This is a genomic window from Rhizobium sp. WYJ-E13 (genome assembly GCF_018987265.1).
In the GTDB taxonomy this organism is placed as follows: Bacteria; Pseudomonadota; Alphaproteobacteria; order Rhizobiales; family Rhizobiaceae; genus Rhizobium.
Map to the genome: position 1 here is coordinate 400,092 of NZ_CP076854.1, position 21,546 is coordinate 421,637.

Genomic DNA, 21,546 nt, shown 5'->3' on the forward strand with positions numbered 1-21,546 from the left:
GCAAAGGATGGCGCGCAGTCATTTGCGGCCGCGCGCCAGTCACCGGGAAATTTACTTTGCCGACTCGATGACCTTGATAGCGTCGGCCTGCGTGTATTCCACGTTCGCGACGCCGCCGGCCTGGGTGTTGGCGAGGTTTGTTTCGAGATTGTCCTGGTCGATGCGCAGGAAGGGCACGACGAGGTCCTTCTTGACTTGTTTGCCGTCGAGGATCTGCTGGGCGACCCAGAAGGCGAGCGTAGAGACACCGGGCGCAATGGACACGGACATGGTCTCATAGCCCTTCGCGTCCTTCTGCTCCTTCCACCATTTCAGTTCGTCTTCGCGGTTGCCCATAATGATGACCGGCATCTTCCGATTGGTCGCGGCAATCGCCTGCGCGGCGCCGTAACCATCGCCGCCCTGGGTCACGACCCCGACAATGTCGGGCAAGCTCGGAAGAATGCCGGCAACAGCCTTCTGCGCCACGTCCTGCGCCCAGTCGCCGTGAACGGAGCCGACAATCTTGAACTGCGGGAACTGCTTGACGCCCTCGTGGATGCCGGCCGAGATCTCATCATCGACGAAGACGCCGGCAAGACCCCGGATCTCGAGCAGGTTGCCGCCCTGGGGGAGCTTTTTGGAGAGGTACTCCACCTCGCTGCGGCCCATCTCCTTGAAGTTGACCGCGATGCGCCAGGCGCAGGGTTCGGTCACGATGCCGTCGAAGGAGACGACGGTGATACCTGCATCGCAGGCTTCCTTGACCGCGCCGTTCAATGCTGTCGGCGAAGCCGCATTCAGCACGATCGCATCATAGCCCTGCAGGATCATGTTCTGGATCTGTGCGGCCTGTTCCGTCGCCTGGTTCTCAGCGGTCGTGAACGGGTCGGCTGCCGCGACGACGCCTGATTTCACGGCTTCGCCCGTCACCTTGCCCCAGCTCGTCAGCATGGCCTGGCGCCACGAATTGCCGGCATAGTTGTTGGAAAGGGCGATTTTCTTGGCCGAAGTATCGGCAAAAGCGGAAACGGGCATCGCGCCGCAAGCAATAGCGGCCGACGCCAGAAGCATCTTACGGATTGTCATGTCTTCCTCCCTCATGATCGCCGGTTGGCGGATCGCTTCACTCCTGCCTGTCCCACTTGGGGTCGAGTGAAAATTGTTCTTGCACTGAGCTTCCTCCTCTCAGTAAGGGCAGGATGCGGGAGATCCCGGGGCCTGTACAGGGGCAAGGCGGCAAGTTGTTTGCGGGTTTTGCGCAACAAGCTGCGGGTTTACGCAAGACGGCGGCGCTTCCGCGGCGCTTACTGGGAAAGGATCGCGGCGGGTTGAGGAGCCCGCTGCCATCACGGGGAGGAATTGACGATGCTGCATCTCGCACCCGCAGCCATGTTCGACCACTATCTCGGCATTTCCCGGCTGCTCGCGGGCCAGCTCGATTTCCGCTCGGCCATCCGCTCCGTCGCCGCCGAAGTCGCTCATATTATCCCCCACGACCATCTCGATGTCTGCGTGCTGCTCGAAGGCGGCAACTACCACACGGCTTACGAGACAGGCATCGAGACTGCCTGGGGTGAACTTGCCGGTGCGCCGGTCGTCAACAGCCCGATCCGCTCGCTGCTTTGGGGCGAAGTGGATTTTCTGCTGACGGACGACGCCATGACGGACCCGCGTTTCCACTTCGAGGGCGCGTTCAAACGGCCGATCGTTGAACAGTCGCTGAGGAGCCGCTTGCATGTGCCGATGAAGGTGCAGGGCACGATCATCGCCGCACTGTCCTGTTCCTCGCAAAAGGCCGGTATTTACACGATGGAGGATATCGAACGCGCCCGTATCATCGCCGACCTTTTGACGCCCTATTTCTTCGCGCTCCGGGCGGCCGAGCACGCGCAACGCTCGGCCATCGTGGAGGCAGAGGCCCGCGCCCGCGAGGAGGGGTTGCGGCAAGGCGCGCTGAAGCTGACGGAGGCGCTGGAGCAGGAACGCCAGCGGATCGGCATGGACCTCCACGACCAGACGCTGGCCGACCTGACGCGGCTCGCCCGCCGGATCGACCGGCTGTCGCGCAACGGCGAGGTCGTGCCCGAGGCGCTGGAGCCGGTCTCTCGTTCCTTGCAGCATTGCATGCAGGATCTGCGACAGATCATCGAGCAGGCAAAACCCTCTGTGCTCCAGCTCTTCGGCCTCGCCCAGGCGATCGAACATCATCTCGACCGATCGACCCGCGATGCCGGATCGGCCATCGAATGGGGTCTCGTCGACGAGACGCACGGCGCACTGGAGCAACTGGAGCCGACCGTCAGCGTTGCGCTGTTCCGCATCGCCCAGGAAGCGATCAACAATGCGGTGCGCCATGCCGCCCCGCTCACCATCATGGTGCGGCTCGAGGCCGACGACGAGCGTCTGTCGATCGAAATCTCCGACGACGGCACCGGGCTCGCCAAGGCGCGGGGACGGATCGGCGGCGGCATCGACAATATGAAGACCCGTGCGCGGCTGATCTCGGCGCGCTTCACGACCGGGTCCGGCCACAACAATCGCGGAACTGCGGTGCGGGTCGTGCTGCCGCTTGGCCCGCACGACCCGGCGAGCAAGCCAAACTGAGGAGAACGGGGTGATGAAGGTTCTGATCGTCGAGGACGACCCACTGCACCGGTCCTATCTGCACGAGGCTGTCAACGCGGCCCTGCCGGAATGCGACACGGTGATCGAGGCGGAGAACGGTACCGTCGGCGAGAAACTCGCCCGCGACCACAAGTCGGCGCATATCGTCATGGACCTGCAGATGGCCAACCGCAACGGCATCGAGGCGGCGCGCACGATCTGGAAGGAGCGGCCGGAGACCCGCATCCTGTTCTGGTCGAACTATTCGGACGAAGCCTATGTGCGCGGCGTCTCGCGCATCGTCCCGGATGGCGCCGCCTATGGCTACGTCCTGAAATCCGCCTCAGACGAACGGCTAAAGCTTGCATTGCGCTCGATCTTCATCGAGAGCCAGTGCGTCATCGACCGCGAGGTGCGCGGTCTGCAGCAGAAGAGCCTCGGCCAGACGAACGGTTTTACCGATTCCGAATACGAGATCCTTGTCGATATCGCGCTGGGCCTCACGGACCGGGCCATCGCTAAACGTCGGAACCTCTCGCTGCGCAGCGTACAGAACCGCCTGCAGCAACTCTACGACAAGCTCGACGTCTACCAGAGCGCCGGCGACGACCACGAGGAAGGCCGTTTCAATCTCCGCGCCCGCGCCGTGACCGTCGCTCTCCTGCGCAAACTCCTGAACTACAGCGCTCTGGAGCGGGCTGAGGCAGAACTGCAGGAGTGGCTTGATGGAAAGTAGTTTCCGTGGCGTTGTCACGGTTGTCGGCGAAAGTCAAAGATAACGCGGCAACGCAGCAGTCTCTTCATCGACAAAGCTATCCCACAAAAATCGTCAAGACCTAGTGGTCCGAATTCGAAATGCCGCTCGGTTGGGCAAGCGGCAGCATGCCGCGATAGATGCCCGGGTCCGAGCCTTCGATCGGCATTGCCCCGACGCTTCGACGGTAGAACTCCATCGGACCGGCACCCCCGATCACCCCGTAGGCATAGCCCTGCGCGTACATATCGAGAAGCGTGGTCAACAGCAGAGCGTGGCCAACACCTTTGCCGCGAGCGGCCGTGTCGACTCCGGTCGGCCCGAAGAAGCCCTTGGCGGTTGCGTCGTGGCAGGCAAAGCCGATGAGTGCGTCGTTCCGGATTGCGATGAAGCAAGTGGGCGGCTGGCGCATGGTGGCAACCGTCGCTTCCGCGACCCAGCCGGATCCGAAGCGCGGCTCGATCCAGGCCGTCAGTGCGCTCAACTCCGGCGCAAGGATACGCCGGATGGTGATGCCCTGTTCGGCGATGCGTTTATTGAGCGCAGGATCGGCCTTCAGTTCGTAGAGTTTTACGAGCATGTCCATGGTTTAGTCCTTTGTCAGCCTTTGATGGCGCCTGCCGTCAGGCCGGCAACGATACGCCTCTGGAAGATCAATACGACGATGATCAGCGGCAGCGTCACGGTAACGGATGCGGCCATGATCTGACCGAACGGATATTCGTACCGGGTGTTACCTGCGATCAGGCCGATCGCGACCGGCACGGTTCGGTTCTCGTCCGTCAGGGTGAAGGTCAGCGCGAAGAGAAACTCGTTCCACGCCAGAATGAAGGCAAGAATGCCGGTGCTGGCGAGCGAAGGTCCCATGAGCGGCAGCAGGATCTTCGTCAGAATTCTAAAATGCGAGCAGCCGTCGATGATCGCGGCCTCCTCCAGCTCCCGCGGAAATTCGCGAATGAAGGTGGTCAGGATCCAGGTCGTGAACGGCACGGTCGACAGAAGATAGGTGAGGACGAGCGCGCTTGGCCGGTTGAACAGACCCATCCAGTTGATCAGCTCGAACATGCCGGAGAGAACGACGACCTGCGGGAAGATCGAGATCATCAGCACGATCATGAGGATACTGCGCCGTTGCGGAAAGTCGATGCGCCCCAGCGCATAAGCGGCGCTGAGCCCGATGACGAGCGACAGGAACGTGGTTGAGACCGCGACATAGGCCGAGTTCAGAAGCGAGCCCATGAAAACAGGATTGTCGAGCAACTGGCGATAGTAGGTGAAGTCGAACGCCGGCATCAGCGCCGATTGATAGAGCGCCGAACCCTGCTTGGTCGAGGAAACGAAGGCCCAGTAATAGGGAAACAGCGTGTAGAACAGGACGAGCAGAAGAGCCAGGATCTGGAGGCTTCGCACGGCGCGCCGCCGCATCCTGAAATAGGAGGCAGGCTTGCGGACGGTCTTCGGGATGATCGCATCGGCCATGTCGCTCAGGTCCCCGCGGCTCTGTCGAGGCGAAGGACCCCGATGATAATGATGGCGACAAGCGCGACGAGCAGGAAGACCCAGGTCGATGCCGCCGAGCCGATGCCGAGCTCCTGGAAGCTGATCAGCCGGTCGCGCGCGTAAATGGAGACGGTCATGACGCTCTCGTTGCTCGCCGCCATCACATAGGCAAGGTCGAACATCCTCAGCGCATCGAGGACGCGGAAGAGGACCGCTACGCCGATTGCCGGGCGCAGCATCGGCAGGGTGATCGACCAGAAACGCTTCCATGCCGGAATGCCATCCACCTCCGCGGCCTCGAATATCTCCGACGATATCAGCTGCAGGCCTGCCAGGATGAGCAGAACCATGAAGGGGGTCGTCATCCACACGTCGACGAAGATCACGACACCCATCAGCAGCGATCCGCTCGCCGTCCAAGGAATGCCATGATCGATGAGGCCAAGCCCGACGAGGAGCTTATTGATGACGCCGAACTGGTCGTTGAGCATCCATTCCCAGATCTTCGTCGAGACGACGACCGGGATCGCCCAGGGCACGAGTATGGCGGCGCGCGCCAGCCCGCGGCCCGGAATGGCTTCATTGACGAGAAGCGCTATCGCCAGACCGAGAACTGTCTCGATCGCGACGGAAATGACCGTGAAGATCAGCGTATTCTTGACGGCAATCCACCAGCTGCGGTCGTTGATGACCTCAAGGAAGTTGTCGATTCCGGTCATCGAATAGACGGAGGGATCGTCAAGATAGGCATCGGTGAAGGCGAAGAAGAAGGTGCGACCGAGCGGCCAGAGGGCGACGACCAGCATGACCATGATGACCGGCAGCAGAAACAGCCAGGCCGCACGATGGTCGCGGCGGGCAAGCCGGGCACTCATTGCCGCGCTCCTGCGATCACGCCGGCCTGGCGGTTGAGAATGAGGCGTTTTCCATCGGCCGCGAAGGCAAAGATCGAGGCATCCCGGAAATTCAGGCCGACTTCCTTGCCGATCAGCTCCTTCGGTGGTTCGACATTGACGCGGACGACCCAGATGGCGTCCCCGTTGATGCGGCAATAGGCAAAATGCTCATGGCCAAGATCCTCGATACGTTCGAGCACACAGGTCATTCGTCCGTCCCCAGCCGCCACCAACTGGATCGCTTCCGACCGTATGCCGATCTCGGAGACGGCCTGGCCCTCGGTGTCCGCATCGATGATGAGGCCGCCCGGTCCGCTCACTTTGGCTGATGTTGTCTGCACAGGCAGGAAGTTCATGCGGGGACTACCGATGAAACCTGCGACAAACCGGTTGTCAGGGGTATGGTAGAGTTCCTTCGGCGTGCCGACCTGTTCAATGCGTCCGTGATTGAGAACGACGATCCGGTCGGCGAGCGTCATCGCCTCCGATTGATCATGGGTCACATAGATCATCGTCGTCTTCAGATCGTCGTGGAGCTTGGCGATCTCCATGCGCATCTCCATTCGCAGATCCGAGTCGAGATTGGAAAGCGGCTCATCGAAGAGGAAGATTTCGGGCTGGCGCACCAGGGCGCGGCCGATCGCCACGCGCTGGCGCTGTCCGCCGGACAGTTCGCGCGGCCGGCGTTCGAGCAGATGATCGACCTTCAGCATCCGTGCGACCGACCGCACTTTCTCGCTGATAGCGGCCCTGTTCATGCCGAGGGTCTCAAGCGCGAAGCCGATATTGCGCGCAACGTTCATATGCGGATAGAGCGCGTAAGACTGGAAGACGAAGGCGACGCCTCTCTGGGAGGCAGGCACATCAGTCACGTCGTCTCCGCCGATCCTCACAACGCCCTTGGATGCGGAGATCAGGCCGGCAACGATGCGCAAAAGCGTTGACTTGCCGCAACCGGAGGGACCGACGAAAACGACAAACTCGCCGTCGATGATCTGCAGGTCGACATTCTGGATAACAGTGTGCGTACCAAAATTCTTCGAAACGGATTCGAGCGAAACCGATGCCATTGTTCACCTGAGTGTATGAGACGGCAGAGGGCTCGCCACCTTATTCGATGGCGAGGTAGTGACGTATTCCGGCAGCGGATCGTCCCGCCACCAGACATCCGGAGAAGTCAGCGGCTTTCCTTCAGTTTCTCGAGCCGAGCGGCCAGCGATGTCAGGCTGGACTTGACCTCGGCACCGCCGGAAAGCATGTCATGAACCGAACGGTAGAAAGCCTGTGAAACGCGGTTGTAGCTGGTGCCGGTGTAGCCAGACGGGCGCACGGCGCTGTCGGCAAAGGCCTGCTGATTATCCTTGAGGAAGGGTATCTTCTCAAGAACTTCCGGATCGCTATATAGCGCCTGGATCGACGGGTTGAGAGCCGCCTTCAGCGCACGCATCTTCTGCATGTCTGGGCCGGTGATGAAGTTCACAAAGTCGGCCGCAACCTCAGGCTTGGCGCTGTATTTGTTGACGCCGTAATACATTGGGCCAAGGCATCCGCTCGACTTTTCGCCTTCCTTGCCGACTGGTAGAGGCATCACGCCGACCTTGTCGATGATATTGCTCCCCTTTTCATGCGAGGTGCCCCAGACATAGGGCCAATTGCGGTGGAAGACCGCGTTGCCGGATTCGAAGACGGCACGCGACTGCTCCTCATCATAATTGAGGACGCCCTCGGGACTGATCGAACCGATCCAGCCCTTCGCTTTTTCGAGCGCTGCGGCAGCCTGCGGGTTGTCGATGGTCACCTTTCCGTCGTCAGAAATGATGGTGCCGCCGCCGTTGGAAGCAACAAGTTCGATCGCGTCGCAGGTCAGGCCTTCATAGCTTTTGGCCTGCCAGGCATAACCCCACATGTCGGCCGAGCCTGCAGCCCTCTCCTTGTCCTGAATTTCCTTGGCGGTGGCAGCCAGCTCGTCCCAGGTCTTCGGCGCCGCCTTGCCATATTTTTCGAGCAGGTCTTTGCGGTAGAACATGAGCCCGACGTCCATATAGGCAGGCATGGCAATAAGATTGCCGTCGAGCTTGGCCGCATTGAGTGTCGAGGCGAAATGCTTGTCCTGGTCTGCCTGCGGGATCATTGTCTTGAGGTCGAGCAGGTTGCTCTTGAACATGCCGAGCCAGATCACATCGAGGAAGAGGACGTCGATATCCTTGGATTTGGCGGCGAGCAGCTGCTGATAGATCGGAATCGCATCGTCCAGAAGCGCCGGCATTTTGTTGATCTTGGCCTCATTGCCCGTCTTTTCCTTCCAGGCATTGGCAACGTTTGTGCAGAGCTCGAATTCCGTCGGCGCGCAAAACACGGAAATGGTTTCGGCATGTGCGCTGCCACCCCACAGGGCTGCAGATATCGCCAATGCGGCAAGGCTTTTCTTCAACATCGATTGTTCCCTTCGTTGATAACGCTTCGGCATTACGCGGAGCTCTCTGTCCCCTTGCTTCCAATAGGACTGGTTATGACCAGTCATGTCAACATGGACTTTGCCGACGGTTGCGTCGAAGATACAAAACGGCAAGAGTTGTTCGCACAGCACAGGATCGGATTTCGAAGATGCAGCAAGCTCCGGCATCATTCATCGCGCCACAGGGCGGCATCGATCGGAACGATCCTCGCCCCTTGCACAAACAGGTCTACGAAGCTCTTCTGGCGTCCATCCGCGATGGCAAGCTGCCGCTGCGCGGCAAGCTGCCGTCAGAGCGGGAACTCGTTGATCTCTACAATGTCAGCCGGATCACCGTGCGCCATGCCGTACGCGAGTTGATCCAACAGGGCGTGATACACAGCCAGCCGGGAAAGGGACTCTACGTCGCCGAGCGTGGTGGCGGCTTCGAACTGCAGGTTCTGAAAAGCTTCACAAGCATCGCGATAGCGAACGGGCGAAGTCCTGGCCATAAGCTGATTGAGGCCCGTATCGTGCAAGCGCCGCTTGAGGTGAGCCGTCCGCTTTTCCTGGCACCCGGCGCCGAGGTGGTTCTTTTGTCAAGGCTTCGCCTTCTCGACAACATACCAGCCGTCATCCAGACCGATTGGATCCCGGCGGCTCGCGTTCCCGGCCTGCTTGATCTCGACTGGGCCGTTGCCAACCGGTCGCTCTATGCCGAACTTCGCGAGCGCTATCGCATTCATCCGAAACGCGGGCAGACAACGCTGAGCGCGCGCCTTGCGGCAGATGAGGAGGCTGCGATGCTCGAGCTGCCTTCGCCAGCTGCGGTTCTCACCGTGGATCAGATCGCTTTCGACGATCGCAATCGCCCGGTCAACCTGACGGCCCTGGTCCATCATCCTGCACGTTATCCGCTGACGCTGCTTCAGTCGGAATCGGGCGATTTCACGCAGTATTGAGCAACTCTGTTCTGCTCCGAGGATTGCCGCGCGGGATAATTTCGCGCATTCAGTTACCCGACACGTCAGCCGGAACCGGGGTAGATCCGATTAGCGAGCTCTTGAGCTTTTCAGCCATAAAAGTTGCTTATTGGCGATGCTGCTTTTACCGGTCAATGGCGTTCAACAGCTTCGCCTGGAGACTTGCCCGCATACCCCGCATTCGTTGAACAGAATGCTTAGTGTTTGCCGATCGATGGGCTGAACACCATCAGGCTCAAAACTTCAAAAAGCACCTGCGCCGCGGCATGCGCTGTGTTGGTCGTAGCGTCATATTGCGGGGCAACTTCGACGACGTCACCACCGACCAGGTTTACCCCTTTCAGTCCTCGTATCAGTTCAAGGACTTCACGCGTGGTCAATCCACCGATCTCGGGCGTTCCAGTGCCGGGTGCAAAGCTCGGATCGAGACTGTCGACATCGAAGGAAAGATAGGTCGGGCCGTTGCCGACGATGGATTTTGCCTTGGCGACGACCGCCGCGATCCCCATTCCGCTTATCTCCTCTGCGTGGATTACGGTCATTCCCGACTTATAGGAGAATTCCCATAAATATTCCGCCGAACCACGAATGCCGATCTGGATCGTCCTCGTCGGATCGAGCACGCCGTCCAACACGGCATTGCGGAACGGCCCGCCGTGATGAAACTTCGTCTGGTCGAACGCACCGCTTGTGTCGCAATGGGCATCGATATGGATCAGGCCAACCGGCTGCTGCCGGCCGACGGCCTTCAAAATTGGATGGGTGATGGAATGATCGCCTCCGACGGAGAGCGGTGCGACGCCGGCATCGACGATTTGGCCGATGCGCTTTTCGATGTCGTCGTGGCTTAGCTCCAGCCGGTAACGGCTCTGGAACGATACGTCGCCGATGTCGGCGACCCGGAGATCAAAAACCGGGGCCGTGCCGAGAACGTGATTGTATGGGCCAATCCTTTCAATGGCGCGAAGGGCGCGCGGTCCAAAACGGGAGCCTGGACGATTGGAGACGCCAAGATCCATCGGGATTCCGGTGATTGCAACCTGGAGATTGCCGAAGTCGGGCTCTTCGGCAGCCACCTGCATATGGGGTGCGCTGAGGAAGGTTGGCACTCCAGAATATGGCGCCAGTCGCGTGCCATTTTTGGAGATGATCCTCTCTGCCACTTTCCGAAACTTCTCATCGAATATCTCGCCGCCAGTGGTGTCCGCAAACTCCGCGCGCAGCTGCTCAAGCCGCATTTTGTCCCACACCATCGGCATGCGTCTCCGCTTCAGTTTCGTTTCGCCCAACAAAGAGGTTGAGAAAGCCATTGGTATCGTTGTAGCAATCGGGATCAAAGAGAAATCGATATGACCGCCGCAAAATTCAATTCGCTCGTTTCCCGCCTTTCTGCCCCGCCCATTCCGTCCGTCGTTGCATGGGGCCGTGAATACAAAGGGCTGAAGGGGCCACTCATCGATCTGTCGCAAGCCGTGCCCGGCTATCCCGCGCATCCGGAGATGCTGCGGCTTCTCGGCGAGACGGCCGGACAACAGGAGATGACGGGATACGGGCCGATCGAGGGCGAGCCTTTATTGCGCAAGACCTACGCTGCCCATGTTGCCGAGCTTTACGGCGCCGCCATTTCCGCCGGCAATATCCACATTACCGCCGGCTGCAATCAGGCGTTCATGTGTGCTGCGATCGCGCTTGCTGGCGCGGGCGATATTGTAGCGCTCACCAATCCCTTCTATTTCAATCATGACACGACACTGTCGATGCTGGGGATCGGGCGGCGATTGGTCGACTGTGATCCCGCCAATGGGTTCTTTCCCGATCCGCGTTCGGCCGAGGCGGCACTTGCGGCCGGCGCGAAGATGCTGACAGTCGTCACACCCAACAATCCGACCGGGGCAGTGTATCCGCCGGAGCTGCTTCATGAGCTTTTTGTTCTCTGCCGGAAATATGGCGCCTGGCTGATCCTCGACGAGACCTATCGCGATTTCCTCGACGCCGATTACGGACCGCCGCACTCGCTGCTGTCCGAGCCGGGTTGGGAGGACACGCTCGTTCTTCTTTACAGTTTCTCGAAATCCTTCTGCATTCCTGGCCACAGGCTGGGTGCGATCACGGCAGGACCCAAACTCGTCGCCGAAATCGCGAAAGTGATGGACAACATGCAGATCTGCGCACCGCGTTCGGCCCAGATCGCCGTTGCATCGGCCATCCCGTTGCTCGCCGACTGGCGGGCCGGCAACCGTGCCGAGATCGCTCGCCGGGCGGATGCGCTGAGACGGGTCGTGTCCAGGCTGTCAGGCTGGGAGATTGGCGCGATCGGCGCCTATTTCGCCTTTGTTCGCCACCCTTTTACCGATCGCTCGTCTTCCGAGGTGGCCGAAAAACTCGCCAGGGAATCAGGCATCGTTTGTTTACCCGGCGCCTATTTCGGGGAGGGGCAGGAGCGTTACCTCAGGCTTGCCTTTGCCAATGCGGATGTCGCATCGATAGGCCTATTGTCCGACCGGCTCATCTAGACCACGGCGCTCAGCCTCTGCCGGAAGGTGATGATAGCTGCCGCGCCAATAGAGAAGCGGCCCTATGCTCTTTCGGACTTGGATCGCGCAGATATGCCCGATCAAAATTGCATGGGAATGATGGTGGAAAGCGGCTTCAAGCCTGCAATCCAGCACTGCAAGAGCCTTTTCAAGGACGGCCGCGCCAGTCTTCAGGCGATACCATCCCGCATTGCCATAGCGTTCGGCGCCTTTGCGTCCATCAAGGCCGGCAAAGGATTGCGCCACAGTCTGCTGATCGGCGGCGAGCACGTTGACACAGAAGCAGCCGTGCCGCTGCAGCACTGGCCAGGAGGAAGACGCACGGTTGACGCTGACGATGACGGAGGGCCGCTCCGCCGAAAATGAAGAGACCGACGTCGCGGTGAAGCCGGTGCGGTCTTCCCCGTCGCCGACGGTGATCACGCTGACGGCACCTGCCAGATGACGCATCGAAAGCTTGAAGTCCGCTTCGCTGATCAAGGCTTCGGCACTCATCGGCCTGCTGCTTGCGTTTTGGCAAAGCGGTTCGCCGGCATTGAGAGGCCGAGGTTCTCGCGCAAGGTTCTTCCCTCGTATTCCTCGCGAAACAGTCCGCGGCGTCGAAGCTCGGGCAGGACGAGCCGCACGAAGTCGTCGAGACTGGACGGCAAGGTCGGAAACATCAGGATGAAGCCGTCGGCGGCGCGCGTCTCGAACCATTCCTCCATGAAGTCGGCAATCTGGGATGGCGTGCCTGTCATGCCATTTCCGGTATGCTTCTCGGCATAGTGCCGGATGAGTTCGCCGACGGTGTGGCCACTTGTTACGAAGTCGACGAGTTCGTCGAACAGAGCGCGTGATCCCTTTGGCGCTATCGGCAGCCGCTCGATGGGGAAAGGCTGGTCGAGGGCCACGTCATGCAGATCGGCCTCGAGGAATTCAGAGAGCATCAGCCGGCCAACATCCGGATGCATCTTGTCGATCAGATAATCCACCTTCGCCTTTGCCTCGGCTTCGGTCTCACCGACGTTGATAACGATGCCCGGCATGATCTTCAGGTCGTCCGCATCGCGGTCATAGGCCGGCATCCGACGCTTGACGTTTTCGTAGAAGGCCCGGTTGCGTTCGATATTCGACGCGAGGCTGAAGACGATCTCGGCCGTGCGTGCCGCCATGTCCATTCCGGGTTCCGAACCGCCCGCCTGGGCGATGACGGGGCGACCCTGGGGCGTTCGCGCGATGTTGAGGGGGCCGCGGACCTGGAAGTGCTTGCCTTTGTGATTGAGCGTATGGTGTTTGCTCTTGTCATAATAGACACCGGTTTCACGGTCGAGAAGCAACGCGTCTTGCTCGAAGCTGTCCCAAAGACCGAACACGACATCGACGAATTCGTCGCCGCGCTCATAGCGCAACGCATGCGGGTCGAGCCCCTCGCGGTTGAAGTTGTAGCCGGTTTCGTCGTGGTCGGAGGTGACGACGTTCCAGCAGGCGCGTCCTCTGCTCAGATGGTCGATTGAGGAGAACAGGCGCGCGACATTGTACGGTTCGTAATAACTCGTCGAGGCCGTCGCCACGAGGCCGAGATTATCGGTTGTGACCGCCAGAGCCGAAAGCAGCGAGAGGGGTTCGAAACGGTTCATCTTGGTCGGAATGCGGGCAAGCGCATTCGCATCACCGACGGCGGCGGCGGGAGAATCCGGAATGAACATGAAATCGAATTTGGCGGCCTCGGATCGTTTGGCGACATCGAGCAGATGAGCGAAGTCGTTGGCGCCGTTGACGTCGCTTGCTGGATGCAGCCAGGAGGCGGGATGAAAGCCGAACGTGTAGACGAAAGTTCCGAGTTTCATCTTGTCGATTCGCGCCATCGAGCTCTCCATCGATATCGGTCGTGCCACCGCGGGAAACCGACTGCGCAAGTTATCGTCAGGCACAATTTTTCATCAATATTGCGCAGCTGAGTTCTGTTTTAGTTTTTCTAAAGTGTTGGACTGGGCGCGGACGCCAAAGCCTGCTGACGGGAAACGGCGACGAGCCAATCGCGGAATTCGCGCCCATGGGGCTTCTGCAACGCCGCGCGATCCCAGGCGAGATAATAGCTTTCGCGCAGTGCTACGCGTATATCGACAGGAATGACGAGCGTCTGTGCCTCAAGCTCGTCGGCAATCATAGACATCTGCGCGAGGACCACGCCGCGCTTGTTGACGGCTGCGTCAATCGCACTGCTCGACAGGGTGAAGGAAAGGCCTGCTGTGCTCTCCTTGAACGTGGTGCCCGTCATATCAGCAAATTCGCGCCAGCTTGGATAGGGCGTGAAATGCCGCTCCCATTCGACATGCAGGAGTGGATATTCGAGAAGCCGTGCGACCGAGGACACCTTGCCCTTGATCAGCGCCGGCGAGCAGGCTGGCACGACCCAATCGCGGAACAATTCGGTATAGTGTTCATGCTGCAGCACATCCGATCCATAGCTGATGCGGAAATCGACGTCGTCGAAGCCCATGCGCGGTTCCTTGTCGCGGCCGACAATCCGGACATGAGCATTCGGATGAAGGGCCTGCCAGTCGAAGATCCGGCGCCCTATCCATTTGTTGACGACGGACGACAGGGCGCTGAGAACCAGAGCATTCTCATTGCGCGCCCGTTCCAAAACCTGTTCCGCGAGCGCGAATTGCTCAAAACCCTTCGATATTTCCTGGTGATAGAGCCGCCCCCATTGGGTGAGCTCGACAGTGCGCCCGTTGCGCTCCAGCAAGGTGACACCGAGAAAGCTCTCGATCTTGCGGATCTGCTGACTTATCGCGCCGGGGGAAACCTTCAGCTCGAGGGCCGCAGCGCTTACGCCGCCACAGCGGCCGACAGCTTCGAACGCCTGCAGGCCCTTGAGCGGCACTGCCCGGATAACCTGTTTTTCCGTCAAAAGGAACCTCTCTGCGGCGGTTGATCTGGGATGCTTCTTTCCGTTGGATGGAAATCGCCGGCGAATTGGAAACGGTCGCCGGGATGGATGATTTCGACGTGAGTGACCGTGCGGCTGCTCTGCCACGTCTGGCGGATCAGGGTCAGGCAGGCCTTGCCACGCTCGGTCTCAAGCAGTCGTGCCGTGGCGGCATCGGCCGAAACGGCGCGAATGACATGCCTTGCCTTCGACCAGGGCACCATGTCGAGCAGCCACTTGCCGGGCGGAACCGACGCAAAGCTCTCGGTTCTGGCAGTCGGGGCCATGGCGAGCATGATGATGCGCCGCTCCAGCGCATTTGGCTTGCCGTCCACTGTGTGCAGGCAGTGAAGCCGCAGGATGTCCGCTCCTGTCGTCTCGCCCAGCTGTGCGGCGGTGGCAGCATCCAGTGTCTCGATCCTTCGCCGCAGGATCCTGTGGCTGTGGTCATGCCCCGCCAATTCGGCTTCCGTCGAAATGTCTTGGATATCCATCACGGTGCGGTCGATCTGCCGGGAGGCGACGAAGGAGCCAACCTTGCGGCGGCGTGTGATCATGCCGCGTTGCGCCAGGGCCGAAAGAGCCTTGTTCACGGTCATTCGGGAACATTGATACTCTTCTACCAACTCGTGTTCGAAGGGGATGCGGTGACCAGGTTGCCAGACGCCGCCCATGATCCTGGTTTCGATGTCTTCGAAAATTCTCTGATGAATTGAAACCAAAACTCACCTCGATCCAGCGATGACATTCAATTTCCACCAAAGCCGCCGCCGCTACCGGCACTATGCGGCTAACAGCACTATGCGGCACAAATCTTGCCTGCGTCGAGTTTAGCGTTTGACAGTGTAGGCCGGCCTGTATCTATTTGTATAGACAAAAGCGGATCAGAGAAATCCGCTCGGCGGGACAACGATTGGGGAACTTGGACCTTCCACCGGAAGGGTAAAAACTGGAGAGAAAAACATGAGGAAGAATTCGCTTCTGAAGGGGCTGGTCGGCGCTGCGTTTCTGTTCGGCGCAACGATTTCCGCCCATGCGGCCGACACGCTTGCCGCCGTGAAGGCCGCTGGCACCATGAAGGTCGGTACCGAGACGGCCTTCGCACCGTTCGATTTTATCGACGCTGGCGAACATGTGGGCTTGAACGTCGATCTTTTTAACGAGATCGGCAAGGAGCTTGGGGTGAAAATCGAATGGGTCACGCTCCCCTGGGATGGCGTCTTCCCGGCACTCGAGGCTGGCAAGTTCGACGTCGTCGCAGGCCCAGCGACGATCACCAAGAAGCGCATGGAGCGCTATCGTTTCACGCCCCCGCTTGCTGAGGCGACCATCGCGATCCTGAAGAAGGCGGGCGACCAGACGATCAGCAAGCCGGAGGATATCGCTGGCAAGAAGATTGGCGTCGGCAAGGCGACCGCTCAGTTGGATCAGCTCAAGGAGTTTTCCGAAGCCCTGCCGACAAAGGTCGATATCCGCGAATACCCGGCCTTCACTGAATCCTATGCGGATCTCGCGGCCGGCCGCATCGCCGGTGTTGCCAACTCACTGCCGAACATTGCTTTCGTTGCGAAGCAGCGCGAAGGCACGTTCGAAGTCGTGCTGCCGCCCTTTGGCAAGAAATCCTATTTCGGCTTTATCGGCCTCAAGGATGCAGATCATGCGCCGCTGATGGATGCGATCGACGCCGCCATGCTGAAGATCAAAGCTGACGGCCGGATGGCGACGCTGCAGAAGAAGTGGTTCGGCGCGAGCTTCGACACACCGGATTCCGTTAAGGACCCGGCATTCTGATCAGCCATCGGAAATCGGCCATGCCTGCGGGGATGCCGGGGCATGGCCGAGGAAAGCGACCGGATCTTCCTCACCGCCAAGCGAGCGAAATCTGAACAATGTCCGTTAAACTCTTCGAGTTGCTTTTGCAGGCATCGATCTACACGGTCACCATCAGCGTTGTGTCGATCCTCATCGGCTTTGCGATTGCGATCCTTCTTTCGGGAATGCTGCTGTCGGGGCGAGGGCTTTTCGTGCGACCTGCCCAGATTCTCATCAGCTTCTTCCGCGGCGTGCCGCTGCTGGTGCAACTGCTGCTGATCTACAATCTTCTTCCGGTCATCGGCATCAATGTGCCGAGCATCGTCGCCGCGATCATCGGCCTGTCGCTCTGCACGGCAGCCTACCAGGCGGAGAACCTGCGCGGCGGTTTTGCCAGCGTGCCTTCAGGCCTGGTTGAGTCGGCGGAAATGGTTGGTCTGACGCCGCGCCAGATCTTCCGACGCGTCAAGGTTCCGATCGCCCTGCGCCTCACGTTTCCAGCTCTCGTCAACGAGGCGATCCTCATTCTCAAGGCCTCGTCGTTGGTCTCAGTTGTCGGCATCGTCGAATTGACGCGCATGGCGCAGGACCTTGCCGGCAGCACCTTCCTGCCGCTGCAGCTTTTCGCATCCGCCGGTCTCATTTATCTGGTGATCAACTGGTTGGTGGCCCTTGCCGGCAGCCTGATCGAAAATAGACTCCCGGGGGCGCCGCGGTGACCTTCGACATCAATGTCCTCATCGGGCAGTGGCCCGCCATTGTCAGCGGTGCCGGCGTGACGATCATGATCTGGATCCTCGGCACCATCGCTGCGGCCGTCCTCGGCTTCCTGATGGCAGTCGCGAGGCAATATGGCGGCATGCTGATCGACAAGGCGCTAGGCGCCGTCGTCGCGGTACTGCGCGGCACGCCGTTTCTCATCCAGATATTCCTGGTCTATTACGGCGGCCCCTTTGTCGGCCTCGATCTCGATCCCTTGCCCGCCGGATTGATCGGCATATCGATCTATGGGGCGGCCTATTTCAGCGAGATCTTCCGCTCCGGCTTCCAGGCTGTGCCGAGGGGACATATCGAGGCCGGCGAATGTGTCGGCCTGACTCAGGGGCAGATCGTCAGGCGCATTCTATTGCCGGAAATGACGATGCTGGTGCTGCCGCCATCCGTGAATATGGTGGTCATCCTGATGAAGGAGACGGCGGTCTTGTCGATTATCACCGTGCCTGAGCTGACGGCGACGCTGAGCGCAATCGGCTCGCAGCAATATGCCTTCGTCGAAGCACTCTCCGCATTGGCGCTTTTCTATTGGGTGCTCGTCGAAGTCACCGGCTGGCTCGGCAACCTTGCTGAAACGAAACTATCCAGATTCAGGTTTTTCAACGCATGAGCGTCCCAGCAATAGCAGTCAGGAATCTCGTCAAGACTTTTGGAGAGACCACGGTCCTTCATGGCATCGATCTGGCTATCGAGCTCGGGCAGGTTTCCTGCCTCATCGGTCCATCCGGCTCCGGCAAGAGTACGCTTTTACGCTGCATGGCTTTTCTTGAGGAGGCAACACGCGGGACGATCTCCATCAACGGCGAGGTGCTTGGCTTTACCGAGGATTCTCAAGGGCGGCGCGAGCGCATTTCGGCTGCCGCCAACCGTGCGATCCGCGCCCAAATCGGCATGGTGTTCCAGCAGTTCAATCTCTGGCCGCATATGACGGCGCTTGGAAATGTCAGCGAGGCGCTGAAAACTGTTCACAAGATGAGCCGCAAGGATGCAGAGGAGCGGGCAATGGCCCAGCTCGTCAAGGTTGGCCTCGAGGGCCGGGCCGGGCATTATCCCTCGCAGCTATCGGGCGGGCAGCAGCAGCGCGTGGCGATCGCCCGTGCCCTGGCACTGAAGCCCAAGATCATGCTGTTTGACGAGCCGACCTCGTCGCTTGACCCGGAGTTGACCGGCGAAGTCTTGAACGTCATGCGCGATCTGGCCGCCGAGGGCATGACCATGGTCGTCGTCTCGCACGAGATAGGTTTTGCTGCGACCGTCGGCCAGCAGATCATCTTTCTCGACCACGGCAAGGTGCTCTTCAGCGGATCGCCCCAGGAGGTATTCAAAAAACCGAGAAATCCCCGTCTTGAACAATTCCTCGATACCTATCTCGACCGTGGTGCGTCGATGTTGTTGTAGCATCCATGTCCTTCCGGATCGTCAGGCAGGCTGAGTTGAACATCTGGGATCTTCCCCCAACCTGACCTGCGTGCATACGGGGAATGCACGAAGGCAAACGGCTTATGGGTTCCGCGGCCGCCGCTTGAGCGGCATCCGAATATGACATACGTAAGAGACTAAGTTGGCCCACGCAAACTGAGGCTACTGCTGGAGTTATCGAAAGGCGGCGCTTGTGGATCTTTGACTGCCGCCGAATTCGGCATATCTGAATACTCGACCGAAAGGATACGCAGCAATGAACATTTCGCTTGCGAGAATACCGTATGACGAAGAAATCGAAGTGCAGGCGTTCGTTAGTCTATTCGATATGTCCTCTCCTGCGTTTGTCGAAGCATACAATTTCGCCTGCGTGAAGATCGGCGAAGGCTGCGCGATATCAGAAGCCAAATTCGTTACCGATCCGGATTGTTTATGACGTCTGGGAGTGATGTCTGCCGACGAGGAACTAAGACAAGATGAGAGCGACCGTCGGTTCTGGAAAACTGGAAATCGTTCACCGATATCCTCTTTTATCTTATTTAATGGACGATACTTCTACAGGCTATTTTTCGACGTCTGCTGTCCGTCCAGCGAGCCGGAGAAAAATCTGGCTCCGTCTCGCGTAGCAGCTTCGGACGACCGATTATTTTGAGAAGGAAATGGTTTGAAGAATACTAACAAGAGAATTCCCCGGGAAGAGTGGATCGAGGCAAAGGCTTTCATTGACCTCGCCAGGATAACGCCCCAGCCGTTTAAGGACAGCGTCGATTTCACCTGTATGACAGTCGACGATGGCTGCGCCATTTCACTGCCCCAGGCTCCCGCCATCGGGCTTAACCGCATAGTTGGCTTGGACGACGTCAGCGGGCTCAATGCTGCATTCGATTGGATGAAGACCAAAACGGGGCGGCGCAACGTCCAGATCAGCGAGGCTTCCGCCTCAAATGATCTGCGTCAATGGATAGCAGACAAAGGGCTGATTGAAACCGGCGCGTGGGTAAAACTGGTAAGGTCCGCGCCATCCGCTCCGCTTGCAATCGAAGGACCTGTGCGTGCACGCTTGGCCGCTGTCGATGACGCGCCCATTTTCGGCAAGATTATGTGCACTGGCTTTGGTTTTCCGGCCGAGCTCGAGCCGCTTTGGTCGTGCCTCGTCGGCAAGGAATGCTGGAGCTGTTTCATCGCGGAGTGGGAGGGCACGCCGATTGGAACGGGGGCGATCTTCATCCAAGGCGGATACGCCTGGCTGGGCGGCGGAACGACGCTTCCTGATTACCGTGGGCGCGGCGCACAAAAGGCATTGATCAATGCACGATTGAACGAAGGGCTTGCCAAGGGTGTCTCACTCTTTGCGGTGGAGACCGTACAGCCTCAGGAAGGGCAGCCAAATTCGTCATTCGCAAACTTGACCAGAGCCGGCTTCGGCCTTTCTTATGTCCGTAAGAATTATCTCCTGCCAGACGCTGTCTGAATACCCGCCTGTGCAATATCTGCACCGGTATAATTCCTTGTTATGAGATCCAGGCGAAAGCTCTCGGCACAGCAAGTGACAAATTAGTCCATCGTCCCTCGGGGATTGGCTCGCAGTGACGTCGAAGCGGCCGTTGACTACTATGTGCTCGACGTTGGAACCGAGGTTGCCCTTGGCTTTATCGACGCTTCAAAGGCAGCTTATGACCTGACCGCAAGGCACCCGAAATCGGGATCGCTACGATATGGATACGAGTTGGGATTGCCCGACCTGCGCAGCATGTCCAGGAGTTCTTCCCCCTAGGCGGCTCACTGAGCCGCCGCCCGCGGTTCTAGACCTTGGCAAAGGAAAAGGCGTTGATGGGCAGGTCGGTCTGACCATCAAGGGCAAGATCCGCCAGGATTTCGCCGACGACGCTGGTAAACTTGAAGCCGTGCCCGGAGCAGGGGGAGGCGACGACGATATTCTTCTCGCCCGGCATATGGTCGAGAAGGAAATCCTCGCTCGGCAGCATTGTATAACGGCAGGTCGCCTCTTTCATACGAAGACCCGCTGCACCCGGAACGCGCTTCTTGATAAAACCGTCGAGCAAGGCCCTGTCGGCATCGTTCACAGGCGGGTTCGGCTTGTTAGGATCGATCGGTTCGCGGAAATGTGCGTGTTTGCCGATCTTCACGCCATCGACGCCGATGGCCGGGAAACCGAAATAGGAGCCTTCCGCGCCCTCGTCGCGCAGGAAGCAGGGCATGCGCTGCGGCTGCGTGGCAAAGCCATCCTGTGGCTGATACCAGGCGACGACCTGGCGGATCGGCACCGCGGCCTTTTCGAGCTGTGGCACGAGTTCGGCAATCCAGGATCCGGTCGCCACCACGATTTTTCCCGCGCGAAAGCGTCCGCTCTCGGACGTAATCGTCACGCCGGCATCATCGGGCTCGATCGCCGTCACCTTCTCGCCGAAATGCAGGACCGCGCCATCCTCGACAGCCAGTCTCAGATAACCCATGACAGCCGCTTCCGGGCGAAGATAGCCGCCCTGCGGGTCAAGCAGGCCAATCTCATGGTCGTCAAGCTGGAAGGCGGGAAAACGGCGCGCCATCTCCGCCTTGTCGAGCACCTCTTGGGCAAGTCCGTGCAGCTCACAGGAGGAGCGCGTACCGGAGACGATCTTGCCGTCGGGCGCGCCGATCTGCAGCACGCCTGTTATCGTCAGGATATCGGTACGCAAGCGCGCCTCCAGCGACCGCCAGTTCTGATAGGCGCGCTTGAGCAGCGGAACATAGGACGGATCCTCGAAATAGCCGAGCCGGATCAGGCGGCTGTCACCATGCGAGGAACTCAGCGCGTGGGCGGGAAAATGGGCATCGAAGCCAATCGCCTTGACACCGCGGGCTGCCAGAAAGGCGAGCGCAGCACTTCCCATGGCACCGAGGCCGATAACGGCGACGTCGAAGCTGGCGGTCATGAAG

At 59.5% G+C, this 21,546-nt stretch carries 22 protein-coding genes and 1 pseudogene; 11 read left to right on the forward strand and 12 right to left on the reverse strand.

Features of this window, described 5'->3' with window-relative positions:
* Positions 1–51 precede the first annotated feature (51 nt).
* On the reverse strand, positions 52–1,068 hold the full coding sequence (locus tag KQ933_RS23405) for an ABC transporter substrate-binding protein (protein ID WP_216760213.1): 1,017 nt from the start codon (positions 1,066–1,068) through the stop codon (positions 52–54).
* A 279-nt stretch (positions 1,069–1,347) separates the two neighbouring features.
* Between KQ933_RS23405 and KQ933_RS23410 the strand changes: the two genes are divergently transcribed.
* The gene (locus KQ933_RS23410; RefSeq protein WP_216760214.1) at positions 1,348–2,586 is read left to right on the forward strand and encodes a sensor histidine kinase; all 1,239 of its coding nucleotides are present in this window, start codon (positions 1,348–1,350) and stop codon (positions 2,584–2,586) included.
* A gap of 13 nt (positions 2,587–2,599) precedes the next feature.
* Positions 2,600–3,322 carry a response regulator transcription factor gene (locus KQ933_RS23415; protein WP_216760788.1) on the forward strand — a complete coding sequence of 241 codons (723 nt, stop codon included), beginning with the start codon at positions 2,600–2,602 and terminating at the stop codon, positions 3,320–3,322.
* 100 nt (positions 3,323–3,422) lie between these two features.
* Here the strand turns inward: KQ933_RS23415 and KQ933_RS23420 are convergent, their stop codons facing one another.
* From KQ933_RS23420 to KQ933_RS23440, 5 genes are all read right to left on the reverse strand, one after another.
* Positions 3,423–3,926: a GNAT family N-acetyltransferase gene (locus KQ933_RS23420; protein WP_216760215.1), complete on the reverse strand. Its 504-nt coding sequence runs from the start codon at positions 3,924–3,926 to the stop codon at positions 3,423–3,425.
* A gap of 14 nt (positions 3,927–3,940) precedes the next feature.
* A complete protein-coding gene (locus tag KQ933_RS23425) occupies positions 3,941–4,765 on the reverse strand; it encodes a carbohydrate ABC transporter permease (RefSeq protein WP_253958458.1) in 825 nt (274 codons plus the stop codon).
* A gap of 59 nt (positions 4,766–4,824) precedes the next feature.
* Positions 4,825–5,715, reverse strand: coding sequence for a carbohydrate ABC transporter permease (locus KQ933_RS23430; RefSeq protein ID WP_216760217.1), 891 nt, complete (start codon positions 5,713–5,715; stop codon positions 4,825–4,827).
* Entirely contained in the window at positions 5,712–6,806 is a 1,095-nt protein-coding gene (locus KQ933_RS23435; RefSeq protein WP_216760218.1) for an ABC transporter ATP-binding protein, read from the reverse strand. Before KQ933_RS23435 ends, KQ933_RS23430 begins: the two co-directional genes overlap by 4 nt.
* Positions 6,807–6,913: 107 nt before the next feature.
* Positions 6,914–8,170, reverse strand: coding sequence for an ABC transporter substrate-binding protein (locus KQ933_RS23440; protein WP_216760219.1), 1,257 nt, complete (start codon positions 8,168–8,170; stop codon positions 6,914–6,916).
* A 170-nt stretch (positions 8,171–8,340) separates the two neighbouring features.
* On the opposite strand from KQ933_RS23440, the gene KQ933_RS23445 reads away from it, so the two are divergent.
* Positions 8,341–9,132, forward strand: coding sequence for a GntR family transcriptional regulator (locus tag KQ933_RS23445; protein WP_216760220.1), 792 nt, complete (start codon positions 8,341–8,343; stop codon positions 9,130–9,132).
* 218 nt (positions 9,133–9,350) lie between these two features.
* Here KQ933_RS23445 and speB read toward each other — a convergent pair whose 3' ends face one another.
* Positions 9,351–10,406: an agmatinase gene (gene speB / locus KQ933_RS23450; RefSeq protein WP_216760221.1), complete on the reverse strand. Its 1,056-nt coding sequence runs from the start codon at positions 10,404–10,406 to the stop codon at positions 9,351–9,353.
* A 96-nt stretch (positions 10,407–10,502) separates the two neighbouring features.
* Here speB and KQ933_RS23455 point away from each other — a divergent pair, with 96 nt between their 5' ends.
* Positions 10,503–11,666 carry an aminotransferase gene (locus tag KQ933_RS23455; protein WP_216760222.1) on the forward strand — a complete coding sequence of 388 codons (1,164 nt, stop codon included), beginning with the start codon at positions 10,503–10,505 and terminating at the stop codon, positions 11,664–11,666.
* Here KQ933_RS23455 and KQ933_RS23460 read toward each other — a convergent pair.
* From KQ933_RS23460 to hutC, 4 genes are all read right to left on the reverse strand, one after another.
* Entirely contained in the window at positions 11,643–12,182 is a 540-nt protein-coding gene (locus KQ933_RS23460) for a flavin reductase family protein (RefSeq protein WP_216760223.1), read from the reverse strand. The genes KQ933_RS23455 and KQ933_RS23460 overlap by 24 nt on opposite strands.
* Complete coding sequence (locus tag KQ933_RS23465; RefSeq protein ID WP_216760224.1) at positions 12,179–13,534, reverse strand: LLM class flavin-dependent oxidoreductase; 1,356 nt, start codon at positions 13,532–13,534, stop codon at positions 12,179–12,181. The genes KQ933_RS23460 and KQ933_RS23465 overlap by 4 nt, the downstream gene beginning before the upstream one ends.
* A gap of 110 nt (positions 13,535–13,644) precedes the next feature.
* Complete coding sequence (locus tag KQ933_RS23470) at positions 13,645–14,586, reverse strand: LysR family transcriptional regulator (protein ID WP_216760225.1); 942 nt, start codon at positions 14,584–14,586, stop codon at positions 13,645–13,647.
* Complete coding sequence (gene hutC / locus KQ933_RS23475; RefSeq protein ID WP_216760226.1) at positions 14,583–15,326, reverse strand: histidine utilization repressor; 744 nt, start codon at positions 15,324–15,326, stop codon at positions 14,583–14,585. Before hutC ends, KQ933_RS23470 begins: the two co-directional genes overlap by 4 nt.
* Positions 15,327–15,567: 241 nt before the next feature.
* Here hutC and KQ933_RS23480 point away from each other — a divergent pair, with 241 nt between their 5' ends.
* The 7 genes and pseudogenes from KQ933_RS23480 to KQ933_RS33850 all read left to right on the forward strand — a co-directional run.
* The gene (locus tag KQ933_RS23480; protein ID WP_216760227.1) at positions 15,568–16,395 is read left to right on the forward strand and encodes a transporter substrate-binding domain-containing protein; all 828 of its coding nucleotides are present in this window, start codon (positions 15,568–15,570) and stop codon (positions 16,393–16,395) included.
* Between the two features lie 98 nt (positions 16,396–16,493).
* Positions 16,494–17,135 carry an amino acid ABC transporter permease gene (locus KQ933_RS23485; RefSeq protein ID WP_216760228.1) on the forward strand — a complete coding sequence of 214 codons (642 nt, stop codon included), beginning with the start codon at positions 16,494–16,496 and terminating at the stop codon, positions 17,133–17,135.
* Positions 17,132–17,800, forward strand: coding sequence for an amino acid ABC transporter permease (locus KQ933_RS23490; protein ID WP_183800017.1), 669 nt, complete (start codon positions 17,132–17,134; stop codon positions 17,798–17,800). The genes KQ933_RS23485 and KQ933_RS23490 overlap by 4 nt, the downstream gene beginning before the upstream one ends.
* Positions 17,797–18,588: an amino acid ABC transporter ATP-binding protein gene (locus KQ933_RS23495; RefSeq protein WP_216760229.1), complete on the forward strand. Its 792-nt coding sequence runs from the start codon at positions 17,797–17,799 to the stop codon at positions 18,586–18,588. Before KQ933_RS23490 ends, KQ933_RS23495 begins: the two co-directional genes overlap by 4 nt.
* Positions 18,589–18,865: 277 nt before the next feature.
* Positions 18,866–19,045: a hypothetical protein gene (locus KQ933_RS23500; RefSeq protein WP_216760230.1), complete on the forward strand. Its 180-nt coding sequence runs from the start codon at positions 18,866–18,868 to the stop codon at positions 19,043–19,045.
* 228 nt (positions 19,046–19,273) lie between these two features.
* Positions 19,274–20,080, forward strand: coding sequence for a GNAT family N-acetyltransferase (locus KQ933_RS23505; protein WP_216760231.1), 807 nt, complete (start codon positions 19,274–19,276; stop codon positions 20,078–20,080).
* Positions 20,081–20,170: 90 nt separating this feature from the next.
* A pseudogene (locus KQ933_RS33850) lies at positions 20,171–20,365 on the forward strand (type II toxin-antitoxin system RelE/ParE family toxin); the annotation flags it as partial.
* A gap of 46 nt (positions 20,366–20,411) precedes the next feature.
* Here KQ933_RS33850 and solA read toward each other — a convergent pair.
* On the reverse strand, positions 20,412–21,542 hold the full coding sequence (gene solA / locus KQ933_RS23510) for an N-methyl-L-tryptophan oxidase (protein ID WP_216760232.1): 1,131 nt from the start codon (positions 21,540–21,542) through the stop codon (positions 20,412–20,414).
* Positions 21,543–21,546: the final 4 nt, after the last annotated feature.